Annotated in this window: 14 protein-coding genes; 5 read left to right on the plus strand and 9 right to left on the minus strand. The window is 59.9% G+C overall.

Annotated elements, in window-relative coordinates:
* Positions 1-8 precede the first annotated feature (8 nt).
* The gene (locus FIV05_RS27230) at positions 9-551 is read right to left on the minus strand and encodes a hypothetical protein (RefSeq protein WP_209009806.1); all 543 of its coding nucleotides are present in this window, start codon (positions 549-551) and stop codon (positions 9-11) included.
* A gap of 163 nt (positions 552-714) precedes the next feature.
* Positions 715-2,370 (minus strand): cisplatin damage response ATP-dependent DNA ligase, encoded by a 1,656-nt coding sequence (locus FIV05_RS27235; RefSeq protein ID WP_152511673.1) that lies wholly within the window; start codon positions 2,368-2,370, stop codon positions 715-717.
* 394 nt (positions 2,371-2,764) lie between these two features.
* Between FIV05_RS27235 and FIV05_RS27240 the strand changes: the two genes are divergently transcribed.
* Entirely contained in the window at positions 2,765-4,882 is a 2,118-nt protein-coding gene (locus FIV05_RS27240) for a DEAD/DEAH box helicase (RefSeq protein WP_152511674.1), read from the plus strand.
* Positions 4,883-5,134: 252 nt separating this feature from the next.
* Here the strand turns inward: FIV05_RS27240 and FIV05_RS27245 are convergent, their stop codons facing one another.
* The 4 genes from FIV05_RS27245 to FIV05_RS27260 all read right to left on the minus strand — a co-directional run bounded on the left by FIV05_RS27245 (position 5,135) and on the right by FIV05_RS27260 (position 9,043).
* Positions 5,135-6,535, minus strand: a complete 1,401-nt coding sequence (locus tag FIV05_RS27245; protein WP_152511675.1) for a right-handed parallel beta-helix repeat-containing protein — start codon at positions 6,533-6,535, stop codon at positions 5,135-5,137.
* Entirely contained in the window at positions 6,528-6,971 is a 444-nt protein-coding gene (locus FIV05_RS27250; RefSeq protein ID WP_023001766.1) for a DUF4440 domain-containing protein, read from the minus strand. Before FIV05_RS27250 ends, FIV05_RS27245 begins: the two co-directional genes overlap by 8 nt.
* Positions 6,972-7,022: 51 nt before the next feature.
* Complete coding sequence (locus tag FIV05_RS27255) at positions 7,023-8,045, minus strand: ligase-associated DNA damage response exonuclease (protein WP_152511676.1); 1,023 nt, start codon at positions 8,043-8,045, stop codon at positions 7,023-7,025.
* A 92-nt stretch (positions 8,046-8,137) separates the two neighbouring features.
* A complete protein-coding gene (locus FIV05_RS27260) occupies positions 8,138-9,043 on the minus strand; it encodes a DUF4189 domain-containing protein (protein WP_152511677.1) in 906 nt (301 codons plus the stop codon).
* A gap of 137 nt (positions 9,044-9,180) precedes the next feature.
* On the opposite strand from FIV05_RS27260, the gene FIV05_RS27265 reads away from it, so the two are divergent.
* The 4 genes from FIV05_RS27265 to FIV05_RS27280 all read left to right on the plus strand — a co-directional run bounded on the left by FIV05_RS27265 (position 9,181) and on the right by FIV05_RS27280 (position 13,822).
* The gene (locus tag FIV05_RS27265) at positions 9,181-11,685 is read left to right on the plus strand and encodes a ligase-associated DNA damage response DEXH box helicase (protein ID WP_152511678.1); all 2,505 of its coding nucleotides are present in this window, start codon (positions 9,181-9,183) and stop codon (positions 11,683-11,685) included.
* Complete coding sequence (pdeM, locus tag FIV05_RS27270; protein WP_023001770.1) at positions 11,682-12,419, plus strand: ligase-associated DNA damage response endonuclease PdeM; 738 nt, start codon at positions 11,682-11,684, stop codon at positions 12,417-12,419. The genes FIV05_RS27265 and pdeM overlap by 4 nt, the downstream gene beginning before the upstream one ends.
* A 50-nt stretch (positions 12,420-12,469) precedes the next feature.
* On the plus strand, positions 12,470-13,423 hold the full coding sequence (locus FIV05_RS27275) for an AraC family transcriptional regulator (protein WP_152511679.1): 954 nt from the start codon (positions 12,470-12,472) through the stop codon (positions 13,421-13,423).
* Between the two features lie 111 nt (positions 13,424-13,534).
* Positions 13,535-13,822: an antibiotic biosynthesis monooxygenase family protein gene (locus FIV05_RS27280; protein ID WP_152511680.1), complete on the plus strand. Its 288-nt coding sequence runs from the start codon at positions 13,535-13,537 to the stop codon at positions 13,820-13,822.
* Here the strand turns inward: FIV05_RS27280 and FIV05_RS27285 are convergent.
* The 3 genes from FIV05_RS27285 to FIV05_RS27295 form a co-directional block, all read right to left on the minus strand.
* Entirely contained in the window at positions 13,819-14,949 is a 1,131-nt protein-coding gene (locus FIV05_RS27285) for an AI-2E family transporter (protein ID WP_152511681.1), read from the minus strand. The genes FIV05_RS27280 and FIV05_RS27285 overlap by 4 nt on opposite strands.
* Before the next feature lie 189 nt (positions 14,950-15,138).
* Positions 15,139-15,921 carry a TIGR02186 family protein gene (locus FIV05_RS27290; protein ID WP_152511682.1) on the minus strand — a complete coding sequence of 261 codons (783 nt, stop codon included), beginning with the start codon at positions 15,919-15,921 and terminating at the stop codon, positions 15,139-15,141.
* Positions 15,918-16,847: a sulfite exporter TauE/SafE family protein gene (locus FIV05_RS27295; RefSeq protein WP_031269647.1), complete on the minus strand. Its 930-nt coding sequence runs from the start codon at positions 16,845-16,847 to the stop codon at positions 15,918-15,920. The genes FIV05_RS27290 and FIV05_RS27295 overlap by 4 nt, the downstream gene beginning before the upstream one ends.
* Positions 16,848-16,942 lie beyond the last annotated feature (95 nt).

The following is a 16,942-nucleotide window of genomic DNA, read 5'->3' on the forward strand; positions in this document are numbered from 1 at the left end:
TCAGGCGATCAGTTGGCCTCGCCCTCGAAGTCCTTCTGCAGATCGCGAACCATGCCAAAGAACCGGCGCATGGCGCTTTCTGTGAAAGTCAGAACCTTTTCCAGTTCCTCATCTTCCTCGGTTGTCGATGGGCTGCGTCCGCCCTGACTGGAGCCGGGTGCCTTTGGGCGATCAAGTGCGGAACCGGGCGGCAATTGCTTGTCGGACTTTACGCCATTGCCTTCCAGCTCTTCCACACGGGCGGTCAGGCGATCCACTTCACCGGCCAGCTCGTTGATTTCTGCAAGATAGGCATCTTCTGCCAGCGGCACCGGATTGCAGCGCCAGGCGTCGCTCTGCTCCTTGCAAATGGAGACGGTCCCGTTCTGCCGGTCCACCCTGAGGATATCCTCATCCACCCTGACCAGGGAAAAGCGGTCTGCCTGTCCCTTTGTCACTGCGTCTGCGGTTTCAGGGGCGACACTGTCCTGGGCGACAGCTGCCGGAGCCAGAAGAACGGCCACGGCCAGCCCGCGGAACATAGGAGCCAGATATTTGTTGCGGATCGTCATATTGCCTCTCCGGTTGCCGGCCTCGCGCTATTGGCCCCAAGCATTTCAGTTGAAACAGGGGTACAAGCGTCTGGCCGTTTGTATCTTGTCATGGGTGCCATATTTCCATGGCCAAAGCACGACTTAAGGGCGGGTTTTCAAAAGCGAGTTGTCGAACACCGAATTACCCTTCTTCGCCTGGCAACATTGCCTGAAGCGTTTCCAGCCTGTCGGCTTCGGCTGCCGGCTTGTCCCAGCGCAGTCTGGAAATGCGAGGAAAGCGCATGGCTACACCGGACTTGTGCCGGGTGGACCGGTTGAGCCCTTCAAAGGCGACCTCCAGCACAAGCCCCTTTTCAGCGCCGTGAACAACTTCCCTCACCGGTCCGAACCGGTTGATGGTGTTGTTGCGCACATAGCGGTCGATTTCACGCAATTCCTCATCGGTAAAGCCGAAATATGCCTTGCCGACCGGAACCAGCTCGGCTCCCGCCTCCCCGTCACGCCAGACACCGAAGGTATAGTCGGAATAAAAGGATGAGCGTTTTCCATGGCCGCGCTGCGCATACATCAGCACGGCATCGATCAGGTAGGGTTCCCGTTTCCACTTGAACCACAATCCCTTCGGCCGGCCGGTGACATAGGGCGCATCCCACCGCTTCAGCATCAAGCCTTCAACGGCATCGGCGTCGGCAGGAGGCAGATGGGCATGGGGATCGGCGCGCGCGGAGGTGATTTCCTCCCATCCGGTTACCTTCACCATGGGCGACAGATCGATACTGCCCTCCGGCAATCCGGTGATAAAGGTTTCAAGCGCCTTGCGCCGTTCTGCAAACGGCAGCTCCCTCAAATCGGTTCCGCCGACACTGAGCAGGTCGTAGGCACGGATCGCTGCCGGGAATTCGCGGATCAGCTTTGGCCCGGTGGTCTTGCGGTTGAGGCGTTTTTGCAGATCTGCAAAAGGACGCACCTGACCGTCCGACACCACCAGCAATTCGCCATCAATGCAGGCATCGAATGTCAGCAAATCCAGAATATCGGGAAAGGCCCTGGATATGTCTTCACCGGTCCGGCTGAACAGGCGGCGTACGCGGTCGCCACGCTCTGTCAGACCGGCTGCCGCCTGAACGCGAATGCCGTCCCACTTCCACTCGACCGCAAAGTCCTCCGCGTTCAGCAGCTCCGTGTCCTTGTCCTCGTCCAGGGAGTGCGCCAGCATTACCGGCCGGAATGGTGCGGGATCGGATGTTTGCGGTTGTCCGCTCAGTCCTTCTGCCCAGGCGAACAATGCTTCATAGGGTGGCTCCAGCCCGTGCCAGACCTCCTCCACTGAAGCAACATCCAGTCCACCGAGCTTCGCCACGGCCGTTTTCGCAAGGCGCGCAGATACCCCGACGCGCAAACCACCCGTCACCAGTTTCAAAAGGGCCCATCTGCCGGTCTCATCCAGCGTGTCCAGCCAGTCGGTCAGCAAACCGGGCACTTCGCTCTTTCCGGCCCCTTCCAGCCGCTTGACCACTTCGGACAGGCTGGGGGCAGCTTCTTTCAGGGCAACCTCTCCGTTTGCAGCCTGCGGCCACATCAGCGCAATGGTCTCGGACAGGTCACCAACAAAATCATAGGAAAGCGCGAACAGCTCCTGGTCCGTCCGCTCGCCGATCAAAGCCCTGAGCAGGGCCGGTTTGGCGTGTTTGAAACTCAGCCCGCCAGTCAGTGCGGCCAGGGCAAATCCCCGATCCGGATCCGCGACCTCCTGGAAATAACGGATCAGGAGCGCTTCCTTGGCGAGGCGCCTGGGTTCCAGCGAAAGCCGGTCGAGCAGATGGGAAAAAGCCAGCATAAGCGCTATACGAACCGCGAAAGCGCCCGGACTGCAAGCCCTTACGTCATAGACAAAAAATTCAGCTCACCATCTCAATGCGGGCTGAAAGCTAACACCGGCTCTAGGCCGAGTTCATTTCAGCTACGGCAGAAGAGAATTGGTCAACGCCCCACAAGATGACCGGGTACGAGGAACAATAGTTTGCTTGTGTCATCGCTCGGGACCTAGCGCAATGTGTAAAATCACTGCAGTTTTTGCCAGTGCACCACTTTCACGCCTGAAAAATGCGGGATGGACGGCAAGGCAAAATGCCTGTATAAGCCGCGGCCATCCATGGGCCGATGACTGGATGGCCCTATCCGGTAGACTGCTGACTGGCATGCAGAAGATCCGGAGCAGTTGAAAGATTTCTATGACCGATTTGACTTCTCTCGCCCCGGCGCTGAAGGCCGCGCTGGCGAAACGTGGCTATGAAAACCTCACCTCCGTGCAGGAAAGCGTTCTAAGCGACGCTCCGCCGGAAGCCGACCTTCTGGTGTCAGCGCAGACCGGGTCCGGCAAGACCGTTGCCTTTGGCCTCGCACTCGCCCCGACGCTGCTTGACGGCCAGGACAGTCTCGGCCAGGCAGGCGCTCCCATTGCGCTGGCCATTGCCCCGACCCGCGAACTTGCCCTTCAGGTGAAGGAAGAACTGACCTGGCTTTATAATGAAGCCGGCGCCGTAACGGCCTCTTGTGTCGGCGGCATGGACCCGCGCACCGAACGGCGGACACTGGAACGCGGTGTTCATATTGTCGTGGGAACGCCTGGCCGCCTGCGCGATCATATCGAACGTGGCGCACTGGACCTGTCGGAAATCAAGGCTGTCGTGCTCGACGAAGCCGACGAGATGCTCGACATGGGCTTCCGCGAAGACCTGGAATTCATTCTGGATACCGCGCCGCAGGACCGGCGCACGCTGATGTTCTCAGCAACGGTTCCAAAGCCGATTGCAGAACTCGCCAAGCGCTTCCAGAAGGATGCCGTTCGCCTGTCGACCATCAACGCTCGCGAACAGCACGGCGATATCGACTACGTCGCGCATCCGGTTGCCCCGAACGAGCGCGAAAACGCCATCATCAACGTGCTGCGCCAGCATGAAGCGGAAAAGGCAATCGTCTTCTGCTCGACGCGTGAAGCCGTCAGCCGGCTGACATCGCGCCTTGCGAACCGCGGTTTCTCCATCGTGTCCCTTTCCGGCGAACTCAGCCAGGAGCAGCGCTCCAGCGCACTGGCCGCGATGAAGGACGGCCGCGCCCGTGTGTGTGTGGCAACCGACGTTGCCGCACGCGGTATCGACCTGCCGAACCTCGATCTGGTGATCCACGCCGACCTGCCGACAGGCAAGGCCGCCCTGCTGCACCGCTCCGGCCGTACGGGCCGTGCCGGCCGCAAGGGCACCTGTGTGCTCATGGTTCCCTTCCCGCGCCGCCGCCAGGCAGAGCGCGTGCTGCATTTTGCCGGCATCACGGCGACCTGGAAGGGGGCTCCGACCGCAGACGACATCCGAGCCAAGGACAAGGAACGGCTTCTGGCCGATCCCGCACTCAAGGTGGAACTGGAAGAAGAAGAACTGGCGATCGCGAACGAGCTGCTTGCGCTTCACAGCCCGGAACAGCTTGCAGCCGCCTTCGTCAAGCTGCGTCAGTCGCGTCTGCCCGCTCCGGAAGAAGTCTCCGATCTCGATGAGACGTCGCTCCGAGGCAGGGATGCCGGCTCGCGCGGTGGCCGCAATGCGGAAATCACCGGCAAGTTCGATGACGGCATCTGGTTCTCGCTGTCGCTCGGCCACCGCCAGCGCGCAGAACCGCGCTGGATCCTTCCGATGATCTGTCGTGCCGGTCACGTCACCAAGAAGGAAGTCGGCGCGATCAAGATCTTCCAGAACGAGCTCTACTTCGAAATCGCCGGCAGTCATGGCCAGCGCTTCGCCGATGTGGTCAAGCGCGAAGGCACGGGCGAGGAAAATGCCACCATCACACTGCTTGATGCACGTGGCGGCAAGATCCCTGCCCCGCCGAAGGAAGACGGCTTCCGCCGTGACCGGTCCGACCGTTCCGGCCCGCCCAAGCGCCGTCCGCGTGGTGCAGATGCACCGGACTATGAAAGCCTCGGTGCCGAAGACAGCATGAAATCCGGCCGGCCGAAGCGCGAAGGCAGAGGCAAGTTCGACGGTCCCAAAGGCAAATTCGACGGGCCGCGCGGCAAGTTTGACGGACCTCGTGGCAAATCCCGCCGCCGGTCCGGTGACGACGATTTTGTGCCGCACCACCCTGCCTACGAGCCTCTGAACACCAAGGAACTGGCTCGCGACCTCGACGGCGGCGACCGCGCTCCCAAGCGCAAGGAACGTGCCGCTGATGGCCCGGACGGCGATCGGCGCAAGCCGCGGACCCGGTCTGCCGCCAACTCCGCGCCGCCCAAGAAAAAGGCCGCAAAGAAAAACAAGCCGTCGCGCGCCGAGCGCAAGGCCTCGAAAACAAAGCCCTGACAGAAAGCCGGTAACCTGTGTCACCGGCAAAGACGATGAACCAGACTTGCCTCGCCTGTCGTCATCCCGGCCAAGCGTAGCGCGAGCCGGGACCGGGGAGGCGCAAGCCTTTCTGTTTTCAGGTTTTTCTTAAAGTCATCGGTACCCCGATCCCGGATCCTCGCTTCGCTGCGTCCGGGATGACAAACAGAAGGGCCTGTGAACAACAACAGCCGGTGACCCGTGTTACCGGCTTTTTTCATTTGAACCGGTCTAGGTCTGTCCCGTCTTGCAGGTATCCGGCGCAGGCACGGATGAACCAACATCGGGCTGGACGATGACAGTGTCCGTGTGCTCGTCATCGGCCAGAAAGCTGTTCTGCAGGAAGCTTCGCGACGAGGGCGAGGCATTCTTGTTGCCTTCTATCACTGTTCCCTCTATCGGCCGGTTCAGCATTTTTGCCCGGAACGGACTGCCGAGATAAAGGTATTCGAAGTCTCCCACAAACAGATTGTCCCGGACCGTGTTGCCGTCGTCCTCGATCCGGATGCCCGTGACAAGGTTCTCGAAGCAGTTGTCCTGGTACGTGTTGTCTTCGGCGAAATCCTCGTAAAGGTGCAGCTCCATCGGAAACGGCCATCTGGGAGCAAGCGCGTTCTTGTCGACAAAACCGGCGATGAGTTCCGGGTTGAAGTGATATCCCAGAAAACTGTCGGACTGCCCCCATGGGCGGTCACCCATCATCGGGGCCAGTGAAACCGGACTGTCGTAAGGGCTCTTGTCGCCGCAGTCCCACATCACCAGATCGCGCGCCTGGCGCGAGGCAACCCAGATGCCGATGTCCATGTTCCGAAAGACGTTGCCGCGGATGACATTGCCGTCCGATCCTTGCAGGCGCGGTCGGCTTTCCGGGTTGGTGGTGTGGAACTCCCAACAGTTCTTGTAGTGAAAGATGCCGCCGAAAGCGTTGCTGTCGAAGATGTTGTTTTCGATCAGGTTGTACGCGGATCCATCCACGGACAGGCCTTCTCGGCGGGTCGGGCCGATGCGCCGGATGCCCTTGTTGGTGAAGAGGCCATTGTTGCGGATCAGATTGCCGGAAACGACGTTCTTCTGCGACCCATGCTCCAGATAGATGCCAACATGATGACCATCGGCAACGATGGAATTACGGATCGTTGCGCCGACAACGTAGTGATCGACAAAGACACCTGTCATGTAGGACTTGGTGATGGTCAGATGGTCGAGCACGACCCCTTGGGACGAATTTGCCCGCGCCTCGTCCCGCGCCGCCGCGTCATCCGACGGCGTTTGACCTTCAATCAGGATGCCGCCGGTATCGTCGAGGCGACAATCGCGAATGGTGATGTTTTTCAGGCCTGGCCGAATGGTAATGCCGCGCCGGTGCATGCCCGTGATCGTGCCACCGCGGCAATCCAGCAGGATGTTGTCGGCAGAAATTACGACCGGTTCCGTATAACGGCAATCGGTCTCCAGCAACACCTTGCCAGGCGTCATCTCCGGAAGTGTGCAGGCTCGCAAGGTTTCCGATGCTGGCGTCAATGCCCCATAGATAGCCTGCGTTTCGCCCGCTGCGGTTCCCGACAGGACCGAAAGCAGGCAAAGGATCGGCAGGGCAAGGCACCCTGCCCTCCGGCCTGTCGTTCTATTCATTGACGATGCAGGCAATAACCCAATCCGCTCCGTCCTGGATAAGCTGATAATGGCAGGTGAACTCGAACACGGCTTCGCCGTCCGCCGTTTCCTGGCTCCAGTCGAGGGTCACCAGTGCGACCGAGCCGCTCACGTGGCTGGATACGACGTGAAAGTCCGAATGGGACACGCCTTCCTTTTCCAATGCCTGAAGGAGCGCTTCGATGTTCTCGATCAACTCCTCGTCGTCGTTGAAGACATGCCCCTTCTCGTGCTGCCAGATGATGGTCGGCAGGGCGAAGCAGTCGCAGATCCTGTCGATGTCATAATCGTTGAAGCCGGCCTGATAGTCGTCAAAGAGCTGTGCAATCGCCTCTTCGGCTTCGCCGTTGGCACCAGCCCCGGCGCCGTTTGTCTGGCCGTTGCCGGCACCTGCAAATTCACCGTCGTCCGCCATGACTGCCTCTCCCCAAAAGGAAATAAATGCCGCAATTTCGCGTGAGCCGGATCAGCCTTGTGCGGCCCGCGCAACGTCGGCGTCCTCGCCGTCGTCATAGCCTATCATATTGAGCGGGCGGGCGTTTCGTCCATTCAATTCGCACCAGTGGACAAGTGCCTCCTCCGCGCCATGGGTCACCCAGATCTGCTCGGCACCCGTTTCCAGAATGGTGCGGCAAAGGTCGTCCCAGTCGGCATGGTCGGACAGGATCAGAGGCAACTCTGCCCCTCTTTGACGCGCCCGCGCCCGAACACGCATCCACCCCGAGGCCATCGCCGCGACCGGATCACCGAACCGGCGGGACCAACGGTCCGAAAGCTGGCCGGGCGGACACATGACGATTTCACCGGCAAGCTCCTTGCCGCGCTGGCCGACAGGTTCGACATCGCCAAGTTCGATCCCCTGGCTTCGGTAATAGGCCGTCAGCTTCTCCAATGCGCCGTGAAGGTAGACCGTCTTTTCGTAACCGGCCGCCCGCAATTCTGCGAGAACACGTTGCGCCTTGCCGAGCGCATAGGCACCGACCAGATGGGTCTGCTCCGGAAACAGCTCCAGCGACGACAGCAGCTTGGCAATCTCCTCTCGCGCCGGGGGATGACGAAACACCGGCAGGCCGAAGGTCGCCTCGGTAACGAAGGTATCGCAGGGCACCACTTCGAAAGGCGCGCAGGTCGGGTCTGCCTGCCGTTTGTAGTCTCCCGATACGACGGTTCGCCGCCCGGCAGATGACAGCAGAACCTGTGCAGAGCCAAGTACATGACCTGCAGGGTGCAGTGAGATCTCGACATCCCGAAGCTTCAATGCCTCGCCATATCCGATCGCCTGTGCCGATCCGCAGAAGTTCTCGCCATAGCGGATTGCCATGATGTCGAGCGTCTGGCCCGTTGCCAGCACCGCGCCATGGCCCGAACGCGCATGATCTGCGTGGCCATGCGTGATGACTGCCCTTTCGACCGGGCGGACGGGGTCGATATGTACACCTGCTTCAGGACAATAAAGGCCTTCGGGTGTCAGCGTCAGTAGATCGGACATCCGTCGCTAGATAGGTCTGATTTGCGGATGTGCCATGGCCATGCGTCGAAAAGGTCGCATGGCCATGGCGTCGTGGTTCACTAGCAAGTGGCTCACTGGCAATAGGAATACTCGATACGGCAGCCGCTTGCGCCGCTGTTCGAGCACCAGCCCATGGCAAAGTTCATCGCTGCCTGCTCGCTGTCGCCAGCGCCAATACCGTTGCTGGAAGGCGAAACAGCCAATGCATGGCACCTTGCCTGGGTGGCGTCCGCAATCCGGCATTGATTGTTGCCGCAATATTGCATGGCGAATTGTTCCGCGGCTGCCCTGGTGGGGGCAGCACCATGACCAAAGGCTCCGCCAGGAGCCAGGGCAAACGCCATCCAGCCACCACCGAGTTGCTGAGCCACTTTCGTGGCCGGCTGCGCAGACGCCTGCGCACCACAAGCTTGATAGACACCGGCAATCTTCGAGCCGTTGGAGCACATGATCCCGCCCCACTGGAAACCGCGCAATCCGCTGTCGGTCACGACTTCAAACCAGTCGTAGCCGTCCATTCGAACACCACTGTTTTTCAGGATGGTGACCCAGTTCCCCTCCGAAAGGCTGCCGACCTGCGCGAAATTCGTTCCCGGACCTGCGCGCAACTTGCCCCCTCGAGATTGGCCCTGGAGATTCAATTGCGTTTCATTCTTTCCAACAGCGTTGCTTGCCTGGCTCTGGCCGATGGAATCTGACGCCGCTATTTCGCAGTTATGCGACACGTCTCCAAGCCAGAGTTCAGGAACGGCTTTAGCCCGCTCAAAAGAGATTTCCTCGTCATCGTTGAAGTAACCACCCCGCCCGTCCGGCACCAGGATTGTCTTGCCGTTGATATCCTCGAGAATTGCGCGCCCCTCTTCCGGGATCGTTTCAATGAAGACGAACTGATTGCCGAGCTTGCAACGGTAATTGAGGCTTTCCGAAGCATTTGCGCTTCCACCTGCACAAAGAACGGTTACTGACAAAAGTCCCATAAATACCAATGTTTTCAAAAGAACCTCCCCTAGGTCATATTCGCGCAGAATTGACCATAGGTCACCTGAACACAAGCTGAACAATCAAGGAACATTCCCCCTCGCCTTTCACCCATCCCTGGCCTAAAACCAAAGCCATGGACGTGCAGTTGCTACCAAACAGATTCCAAAGCTGGTTTGCCTCGCGGGGATGGGCTCCAAGGCCCCATCAGCTGCAACTGATCGATCATCTGCAACAGGGCCATTCCACCCTGCTGATTGCGCCAACGGGCGCCGGGAAGACCCTGGCCGGGTTCCTGCCAAGCCTGGTGGAACTGGAAGCACAGGGCAAAAGAAAACCCGGTTCCGCGGGCAATGGCATCCACACACTTTACATCTCGCCGCTGAAGGCACTTGCGGTCGATATTGCCCGCAACCTGGAGGCTCCGGTTTCGGAAATGGATCTTGCCGTCCGGCTGGAAACCCGCACCGGTGACACGCCCTCTCACAAGCGCCAGCGGCAAAAGCTCAATCCACCGGACATTCTGCTGACCACGCCGGAACAGATTGCCCTGCTTCTGTCGGATCCTGCCTCGGCACGGATGTTTGCCTCGCTTCGAACCGTTATTCTGGACGAGTTGCATGCGCTGGTGACCTCCAAGCGTGGCGACCTCTTGGCACTTGGCCTGGCACGGCTGAGGCGTCTTGCCCCGAACCTCAGGACCATAGGCCTGTCGGCAACTGTCGCCGAACCGGATGACCTGCGCGCCTATCTTGTCGATCAGCCCGACCCGAATGGCCGGGCGCTGTCTCATGTCGTTGAGGTTGCCGGTGGCGCCAAGCCCGACATCTCGATCCTGGAGAGCGAAGAACGCGTTCCCTGGTCCGGCCACTCGTCGCGCTATGCCATTGCCGACATCTACAAGCTGATCAAGGCGCACAACGTATCGCTGCTGTTCGTCAACACGCGCAGCCAGGCCGAAATGGTGTTTCAGGAACTCTGGCGCATAAACGAAGACACGCTGCCGATCGCGCTGCATCATGGCTCTCTTGATGTCGGCCAGCGGCGGAAAGTCGAAACGGCCATGGCCTCCGGTGCGCTGAAGGCCGTGGTTGCCACCTCCTCGCTGGATATGGGCATCGACTGGGGCGATATCGATCTGGTGGTCAACATCGGTGCGCCAAAAGGGGCCAGCCGCCTTGCCCAGCGGATCGGCCGTGCCAACCACCGCATGGACGAACCGTCGAAGGCGATCCTCATCCCCTCCAACCGGTTCGAGGTGCTCGAGTGTCAGGCGGCCCTTGCCGCGTCGATGCGCGGCGATCAGGACACGCCGCCGCTGCGCCAGGGCGCGCTGGACGTGCTTGCCCAACATCTGCTCGGCCTTGCCTGCGCAGACCCGTTGGATGCGTTGGATGTCTTTAATGAAATACGGTCCTCTGAAACCTACAGGCATCTCGACTGGGAGACGTTCGAGCGGGTGCTCGATTTCGTCGCTACCGGCGGCTACGCACTCAAAAGCTACGATCAATATGCCAAGCTGCGGAAAGGCCAGGACGGGCTTTGGCGGATTTCCCACCCGAAGATCGCACAGCAATACCGGCTGAACGTCGGCACCATTGTCGAAGCCCCGATGCTGAAGGTGCGGCTGGTGCGCTCCAAGGCCGCGGGGCGAAGAACACCCGTCGGCCGCGGCGGGCGTGTTCTGGGTGAGATGGAAGAGTATTTTCTGGAGCAGATGGCGCCGGGCGACACGTTTCTTTTCGGCGGCGAGGTGGTGCGTTTCGAGGGCATCCGCGAAAACGAGGCCTATGTTTCGCGCACCACATCGGACAATCCGATGATCCCGTCCTACATGGGCGGAAAGTTTCCGCTCTCCACCTATCTCGCTGAAGGCGTCCGCACGATGCTGGCGACACCCGAGAGCTGGAAGGCGCTGCCCGAACAGGTGCGCGACTGGCTGAACATCCAGAGGGAGAAATCCGTCCTGCCTGCAAGGGACGGCTTGCTGGTGGAGACGTTTCCGCGCGCCAACAAGCACTACATGGTCTGTTATCCGTTCGAGGGACGACTGGCACACCAGACACTTGGCATGCTGCTGACCAAGCGTCTGGAGCGGCTGGGTGCGAACCCGCTCGGCTTCGTCGCCAACGACTATGCCCTTGCCGTCTGGGGCCTCGGAGACCTGTCTCTGCTGTTTTCTTCCGGCAGAATTCCTCTCGACCGATTGTTCGAGGAAGACATCCTCGGCGACGATCTGGATGCCTGGCTCGCCGAATCCAGCCTCATGAAACGTACGTTTCGTAATTGTGCCGTCATTGCCGGTCTGATCGAACGCCGCCATCCGGGGCTGGAGAAGTCGGGCCGGCAGGTAACCGTATCCTCGGACCTGATCTATGACGTGCTGCGAGCCCATGAACCAGACCACATATTACTCAAGGCAACCTGGAACGACGCCGCCGAAGGACTTTTGGATATCTCGCGTTTGGGGGAACTTCTTGCCCGGATCCGAGGACGAATCACGCATACTGAACTCCCGCACGTCTCTCCCCTCGCCGTGCCAATTCTCCTGGAAATAGGGAAGGAACCGGTCTACGGGGAGGCCATGGACACGCTGTTGGCAGAGGCAGCCGAAGAACTCGTACTGGAGGCTATGGAATGAGTGCCCTGACATCCCATTTGCGCAAATATGCTGCTGCGCCGGTATGTCATGACATTCAGATCAATGGCCAGCTGGTCGGTCTGCACGACAGCGGGATCTTGTGGTGGCCGGACGAGTCCACCCTGATCGTCGCGGATCTCCATCTTGAAAAAGGGTCCAGCTACGCCCGGCGCGGCGTGATGCTTCCGCCCTATGACACCGGAGCAACGCTGGAGAAGCTTGCCGGCGTAATCGATGCCTTCGATCCGGCTTGCGTCATTTGCCTTGGCGACAGTTTCCACGATCCCGACGGCTCCGACCGGTTGCCAGCCCCCTATCGCGCGATGCTGACGACCCTTCAGCTCGGCCGTGAATGGATCTGGGTCACGGGAAACCACGATCCGATTGCACCGGTACGCCTGTGCGGTGTAACGGTCGACGAAATCACCATCGGCCCGCTGACCTTCCGGCACGAACCAATCGAGAAGGTCGGTTCCACGTCGACCGCAGGAGAAATCTGCGGACATCTGCATCCGGCCGCCCGCGTGCGCCGCTTCGGCCGCTCGATCCGGCGGGCCTGCTTCGTTACCGACGGCACCCGTCTTGTCCTGCCCGCCTTTGGCGCGTTGACCGGCGGGCTCAATGTCACAGATGAAGCCTATGGCATGCTCTTCCGGCGACGGCAGTTTTCCGTTTTCATGCTTGGTAATGACCGCCTGTTCCCCTTCACTGCCAGCCGTCTGGTCGGGGACTGACGCTTCATCTGCCGCTTGTGCTCATGGCTGCCGTTGGCTAAGCCAGAGCTATGCTGACGAATTCTCCCGTACAAGCTTGCCACTCCGTCTATACCGACAGTGCTTCACCAGCAATCGCTGCACTGAGTGATGCCGTTCGGAAGTTTGCGAAAACGGAAGGGGTCACTCCGTCCCCTCTCGGCTCCGTCTGGGCTCTGAAACTGTCGGAATGCCTTCCCTATCACCGTGGCCGGAACAAGGGACTTTCCGTCGCCGTTGCCGTCTCCGGGCTGAAACGCGTTTGCCTGGGTGACGAGCAGATCGTCAATGACCCTAGCCAGGTTATCGCGTTTCATGGTGACGCTTCTTACAGCGCAGTTGTCGAGGGCACACCGGCAAAGCCCTATCTGGCCCTCAAACTGCAATTGTCACCTGAGCTGATTGCTCAAACACTGGTTCGCCTTGCCGAAACCGATGCCCATGCGTCTTCCCCGGCCAAAGGCGCGCTTATCTCCTGTGAACCACTGGACGATGAACTTGCCGGTTCGCTGCTGCGCCTCGTCACCTCTTTTCGGGATCCAGCCGACTGCCATGTGCTGGCACCGCTGTGCCTGCAGGAAATCTGTTACCGGATCCTGCGGTCCGACGCCTTTGGCGTCTTGAGGACCCTGGTCAGTGCAAGGGATGAAAGGCTGGTCAAGGCCTTGCGCTATATCGAGACCCACGCGGCACGTCCGGACCTGACGATTGCCGAAATCGCAGCCGAAGTTGCCATGAGCCCCTCCCATTTCGCACATGGTTTCACTGCTCTGTTCGGTCAGTCGCCGCTTCAATACCGCAAGCAGGTACGCCTCGACCGCGCCCGGCAACACCTACTGACGTCAAACGCCAGCGTGGCCCGTGCAGCCGAGGCTGCCGGCTATGCAAGCACGTCCCAGTTCACGCGCGATTTCAAATCCTCTTTCGGCATGGCTCCGCGCCAATATGCCGAAACGCTGGCCCCACCTCGCCAGAACGATACTTGAGGAAAGTTCCGCAGGATCGGGCAGCCGTTCAGCAGGAATGGATCTGCCGCCAGCTGTCTTGGCTGTTTATCCCATTCCGGCAACATACAGCCGACGCGGAAAGGATCCCCCATGGCCATAAAAGTTGTCGTTCAATTCAAGGCGCTCAAGGACCGGCAAGAGGCGTTTGAAGCCATCATGCACTCGGTTTCGGCCGATCTTCCGCGCGTGTCCGGATGTCAGGGTGTCGAGGTTCTGAAAGACATGGATGATGCATGCCGCTTCACGCTTGTCGAAAGCTGGGAAAACAAAGCAATCCACAAGGCACATATCGACGGACTGATTGCTGACGGAACCTGGGCCATGATTTCCGGCCATCTCGCCGAAGATCCGGTAAGTGGCTATTTTCAGACGCTCTAGCGATCGGGCAAGGTCGTCGCTTCAGGCGGCCTTTTCTCGCCTGCCTTCACCCAAGCAATGGTCAGTTCGTAGAACACCGCCAGGATGACAGGTCCGAGGAAGAGACCGATCAAGCCATAGGCAATGGTGCCGCCGAGAACGCCGATCAGGATCACCAGCATCGGCACGTTGAGGCCACGGGACATCAGAATTGGCCGCAGGACATTGTCGATGAGCATCACCGGAACCATCAGCACGGTGAACAGGAGTGCCGGCACCAGGTCCCAGGAGCTCCAGGCCCAGATGATCGTGGGAACAATCACCAGTGCCGGGCCGATCTGGATGATGCACAGGATCAGCGCCACGAAGGTCAGGACGCCGGCAAGCGGCACGGAAAACGCAATCAGCACGATCCCCGTCAGCAGCCCCTGGACGACAGCAACCCCAATGACACCGCGCGAGACGTTGCGGATGGTTGCACCGGCCAGATCGACAAATTCAGATCCGCGCGGTGCGATGATGCGGTCTGCAAACAGCTTGGTGCCCTTTGCCAGGGACGGGGCGGGCACAAACAGGCAGCCTGCGAGAATGATGGACACGATGAAGAACAGCACGCTGCCACTGAGCGTAGCCAGAACTCCGAGGATGCGGCTGCCGGCCGGAACCAGCGTCGGCCCGACCTTGGCCAGGAGTTGTTCCAGCCCCTGACCGGCGAGTTGCCAGATTTCGGAAATCTTGGCACCGACGACCGGCACCCCGGCGAGTTTCTCAGGCAGGGGCGGCAGCTTGAGGACGCCGTTCGCCATGCCGTGGTACCAGCCCTGAAGCGTGTCCACGAGACTGACGATCAAGACGGCAACCGGACCGATCACGATTGCAAGACAGAAGAGCGTGATCAGGACTGCGGCAAGAACCTTTCGTCCACCAAGCCTGGCGGCAAGCCAGTCAAAGACCGGATAGAGTGCGACCGTCAGCACCACCGCCCAGACCAGGAACAGAAAGAACGGTGCGACGAGCTGAAGTGAAAAATAGGCAAAGAGCCCCAGAACGCCCAGGCGGATGGCGATATCGATGACCTTGGCATCCAGCGTCGGGTCCGGTTTCACAACTGTTTCCACCCGTGGTGTGGATGAGGGTTCTTCTGTCATATCCGCCTGCCCCAACAGTCTGAAAATTCTGTGGACTTGAGAATAGCCGCGGCGGCGGCAAGCGCCAGCGGAAAGTGCGCAAACATGCGGTTTCCGACGATACCAATCGGCGTTTGGTCAGATGGGTAAGCCGGGGAGGACACGATCGGCTCGAGAAGACAAGATCGGGAGGGCCGAGATCGGGACTGCCTAGTCCTTGCGGAAGATCACACCGGCGAGCCAGCCTGTGAAAATGGCCAGTGACACCGCGAGGAGGCCATAGAAGAACGGATAGGACTGCGCCAGTTCAAAGGTGACCTGTTCGAAACCGCTTTTGGCAACAGCCAGCGTCTGCTCCGTCTGGGCCACCACCTCGCCATGGAGGAAGAGGAAGCTTTTGACCTTGTAGTCTCCCACCGGGATGTTGGCCGGCAGGGGAATATTTGTTCGGAACATCGTATCTGTCAGAAAGGTGATCGAAGTTTGCTGTTCCGAGTAAAGACCCATCTGCTCCCGCAGCCGGACGAAGGCACGGCGAAAATCATCCCTGTCTGACAGTGCGACATTGGAAACGCCCGAGACAGCCAGGTTGATGTGGTTGAGGCCGATGCCAAGGTCGTCAAGAACCGTGCGGTTCGCAAGGTTGCCGATATTGATGGTGCTGGCGACCGCGTAGTAGGAGGGAACGTTCTGGAACCGCTCGGCCTCACGGTTCACCCAAACACCCAGAAAACGGCCCTTGCGCCGCGTAGTGATGTCCTGCGGTGGCCCCTCCACGACGATGGCCAGTTCATAGCCGCTCGGATCGTTGGGTTGGCGCTCGATGTTGCTGGCCTGCCCGAAGATGACGATTTCCGTGCCCGTGAAATTGGACTGGATCGAGATCAGATCCGAGGACAGGGACGTCACCAGTTCCTGGTTCGGCCGGCTCTGGGCAGCAGCGCCGGTTGCCAAGCCAACGACAATCGACAGAAGCAGGATCAGCCGGCTCATGCCCCTGCCCCCTTCCGGATCGCGATGGAATAGAAATCGTCCGGTGTCAGCAGCAGGTCGACCGCAAAGCGCAAGCCGACAGCCAGGACCAGAAGCGCAAGCAGCAGACGCAATTGATCGCCGCGCAGGTTCTGGCCCATGCGGGCCCCGAACTGGGCTCCGATCACACCGCCGACCATCAACGTCATGGCCAGAACGATGTCGACAGTCTTCGTGCCCATGGCATGGAACACGGTTGCAGCTGCCATCGTGAAAAGGATCTGGAACAGGGATGTGCCGATGACGATGCTGGTGGGCACGCGCAGCAGGTAGATCAGCGCAGGCACCATCATGAAGCCGCCGCCGATCCCCAGGATCGTGCCGAGAAAGCCGATGATCGCGCCAAGGCCGACAACCGGGATGATGCTAACATAAAGCTTGGAGCGCCGGAAACGGACTTTCAGCGGCAGCCCGTGGATCCAGTTATGCTGACCGGGTTTGCGGGCTTTGGGCGCAACGCCGGACTTGCGCCGACGGATGGCACGGATGGATTCGAACAGCATCAGGCCGCCAATGGCGCCCAGGAACGTCACATAGGACAGCGAAATCACGACATCCAGCTGACCGATGGACTGCAGAACCTCAAACAATATGACGCCGATAAACGACCCTATGACACCGCCGCAGAGCAGGATTGTGCCGAGTTTCAGGTCAATGGCCTTTCGTCGCCAATAGGTGACGACGGCCGATGACGAAGAGGCAACCACCTGCGTGGTGACAGTGGCAACGGAAACCGCGGGCGGGATACCGGAGAAGATCAAAAGCGGCGTCAGCAGAAAGCCACCGCCAATACCGAACAGCCCCGACAGAAAACCCACGGCGCCGCCCATGCCGAATATCACGAAGATATTCACCGGAATCTCGGCTATGGGCAGGTATAATTGCACGGGATCAACCGGAAAACTGCAGAAATGACTGCGTAAAGATTACGATGAAATGGTTAAAGACCTGTACAGTCCGGCATGTCAACCGGCCAGCAGGT

It is taken from the genome of Labrenzia sp. THAF191a, assembly GCF_009363335.1.
Classification (GTDB): domain Bacteria; phylum Pseudomonadota; class Alphaproteobacteria; order Rhizobiales; family Stappiaceae; genus Roseibium; species Roseibium algicola.

Excerpts from the sequence above, each read along its gene's own strand:
- FIV05_RS27285 (WP_152511681.1), bottom strand. The coding sequence starts at position 14,949 with ATGACAGAAGAACCCTCATCCACACCACGGGTGGAAACAGTTGTGAAA.
- FIV05_RS27290 (WP_152511682.1), bottom strand. The coding sequence starts at position 15,921 with ATGAGCCGGCTGATCCTGCTTCTGTCGATTGTCGTTGGCTTGGCAACC.
- FIV05_RS27240 (WP_152511674.1), top strand. The coding sequence starts at position 2,765 with ATGACCGATTTGACTTCTCTCGCCCCGGCGCTGAAGGCCGCGCTGGCG.
- FIV05_RS27265 (WP_152511678.1), top strand. The coding sequence starts at position 9,181 with ATGGACGTGCAGTTGCTACCAAACAGATTCCAAAGCTGGTTTGCCTCG.
- FIV05_RS27275 (WP_152511679.1), top strand. The coding sequence starts at position 12,470 with ATGCTGACGAATTCTCCCGTACAAGCTTGCCACTCCGTCTATACCGAC.
- FIV05_RS27230 (WP_209009806.1), bottom strand. The coding sequence starts at position 551 with ATGACGATCCGCAACAAATATCTGGCTCCTATGTTCCGCGGGCTGGCC.
- FIV05_RS27250 (WP_023001766.1), bottom strand. The coding sequence starts at position 6,971 with ATGGCGGACGACGGTGAATTTGCAGGTGCCGGCAACGGCCAGACAAAC.
- pdeM (WP_023001770.1), top strand. The coding sequence starts at position 11,682 with ATGAGTGCCCTGACATCCCATTTGCGCAAATATGCTGCTGCGCCGGTA.
- FIV05_RS27280 (WP_152511680.1), top strand. The coding sequence starts at position 13,535 with ATGGCCATAAAAGTTGTCGTTCAATTCAAGGCGCTCAAGGACCGGCAA.
- FIV05_RS27260 (WP_152511677.1), bottom strand. The coding sequence starts at position 9,043 with ATGGGACTTTTGTCAGTAACCGTTCTTTGTGCAGGTGGAAGCGCAAAT.
- FIV05_RS27235 (WP_152511673.1), bottom strand. The coding sequence starts at position 2,370 with ATGCTGGCTTTTTCCCATCTGCTCGACCGGCTTTCGCTGGAACCCAGG.
- FIV05_RS27245 (WP_152511675.1), bottom strand. The coding sequence starts at position 6,535 with ATGAATAGAACGACAGGCCGGAGGGCAGGGTGCCTTGCCCTGCCGATC.
- FIV05_RS27255 (WP_152511676.1), bottom strand. The coding sequence starts at position 8,045 with ATGTCCGATCTACTGACGCTGACACCCGAAGGCCTTTATTGTCCTGAA.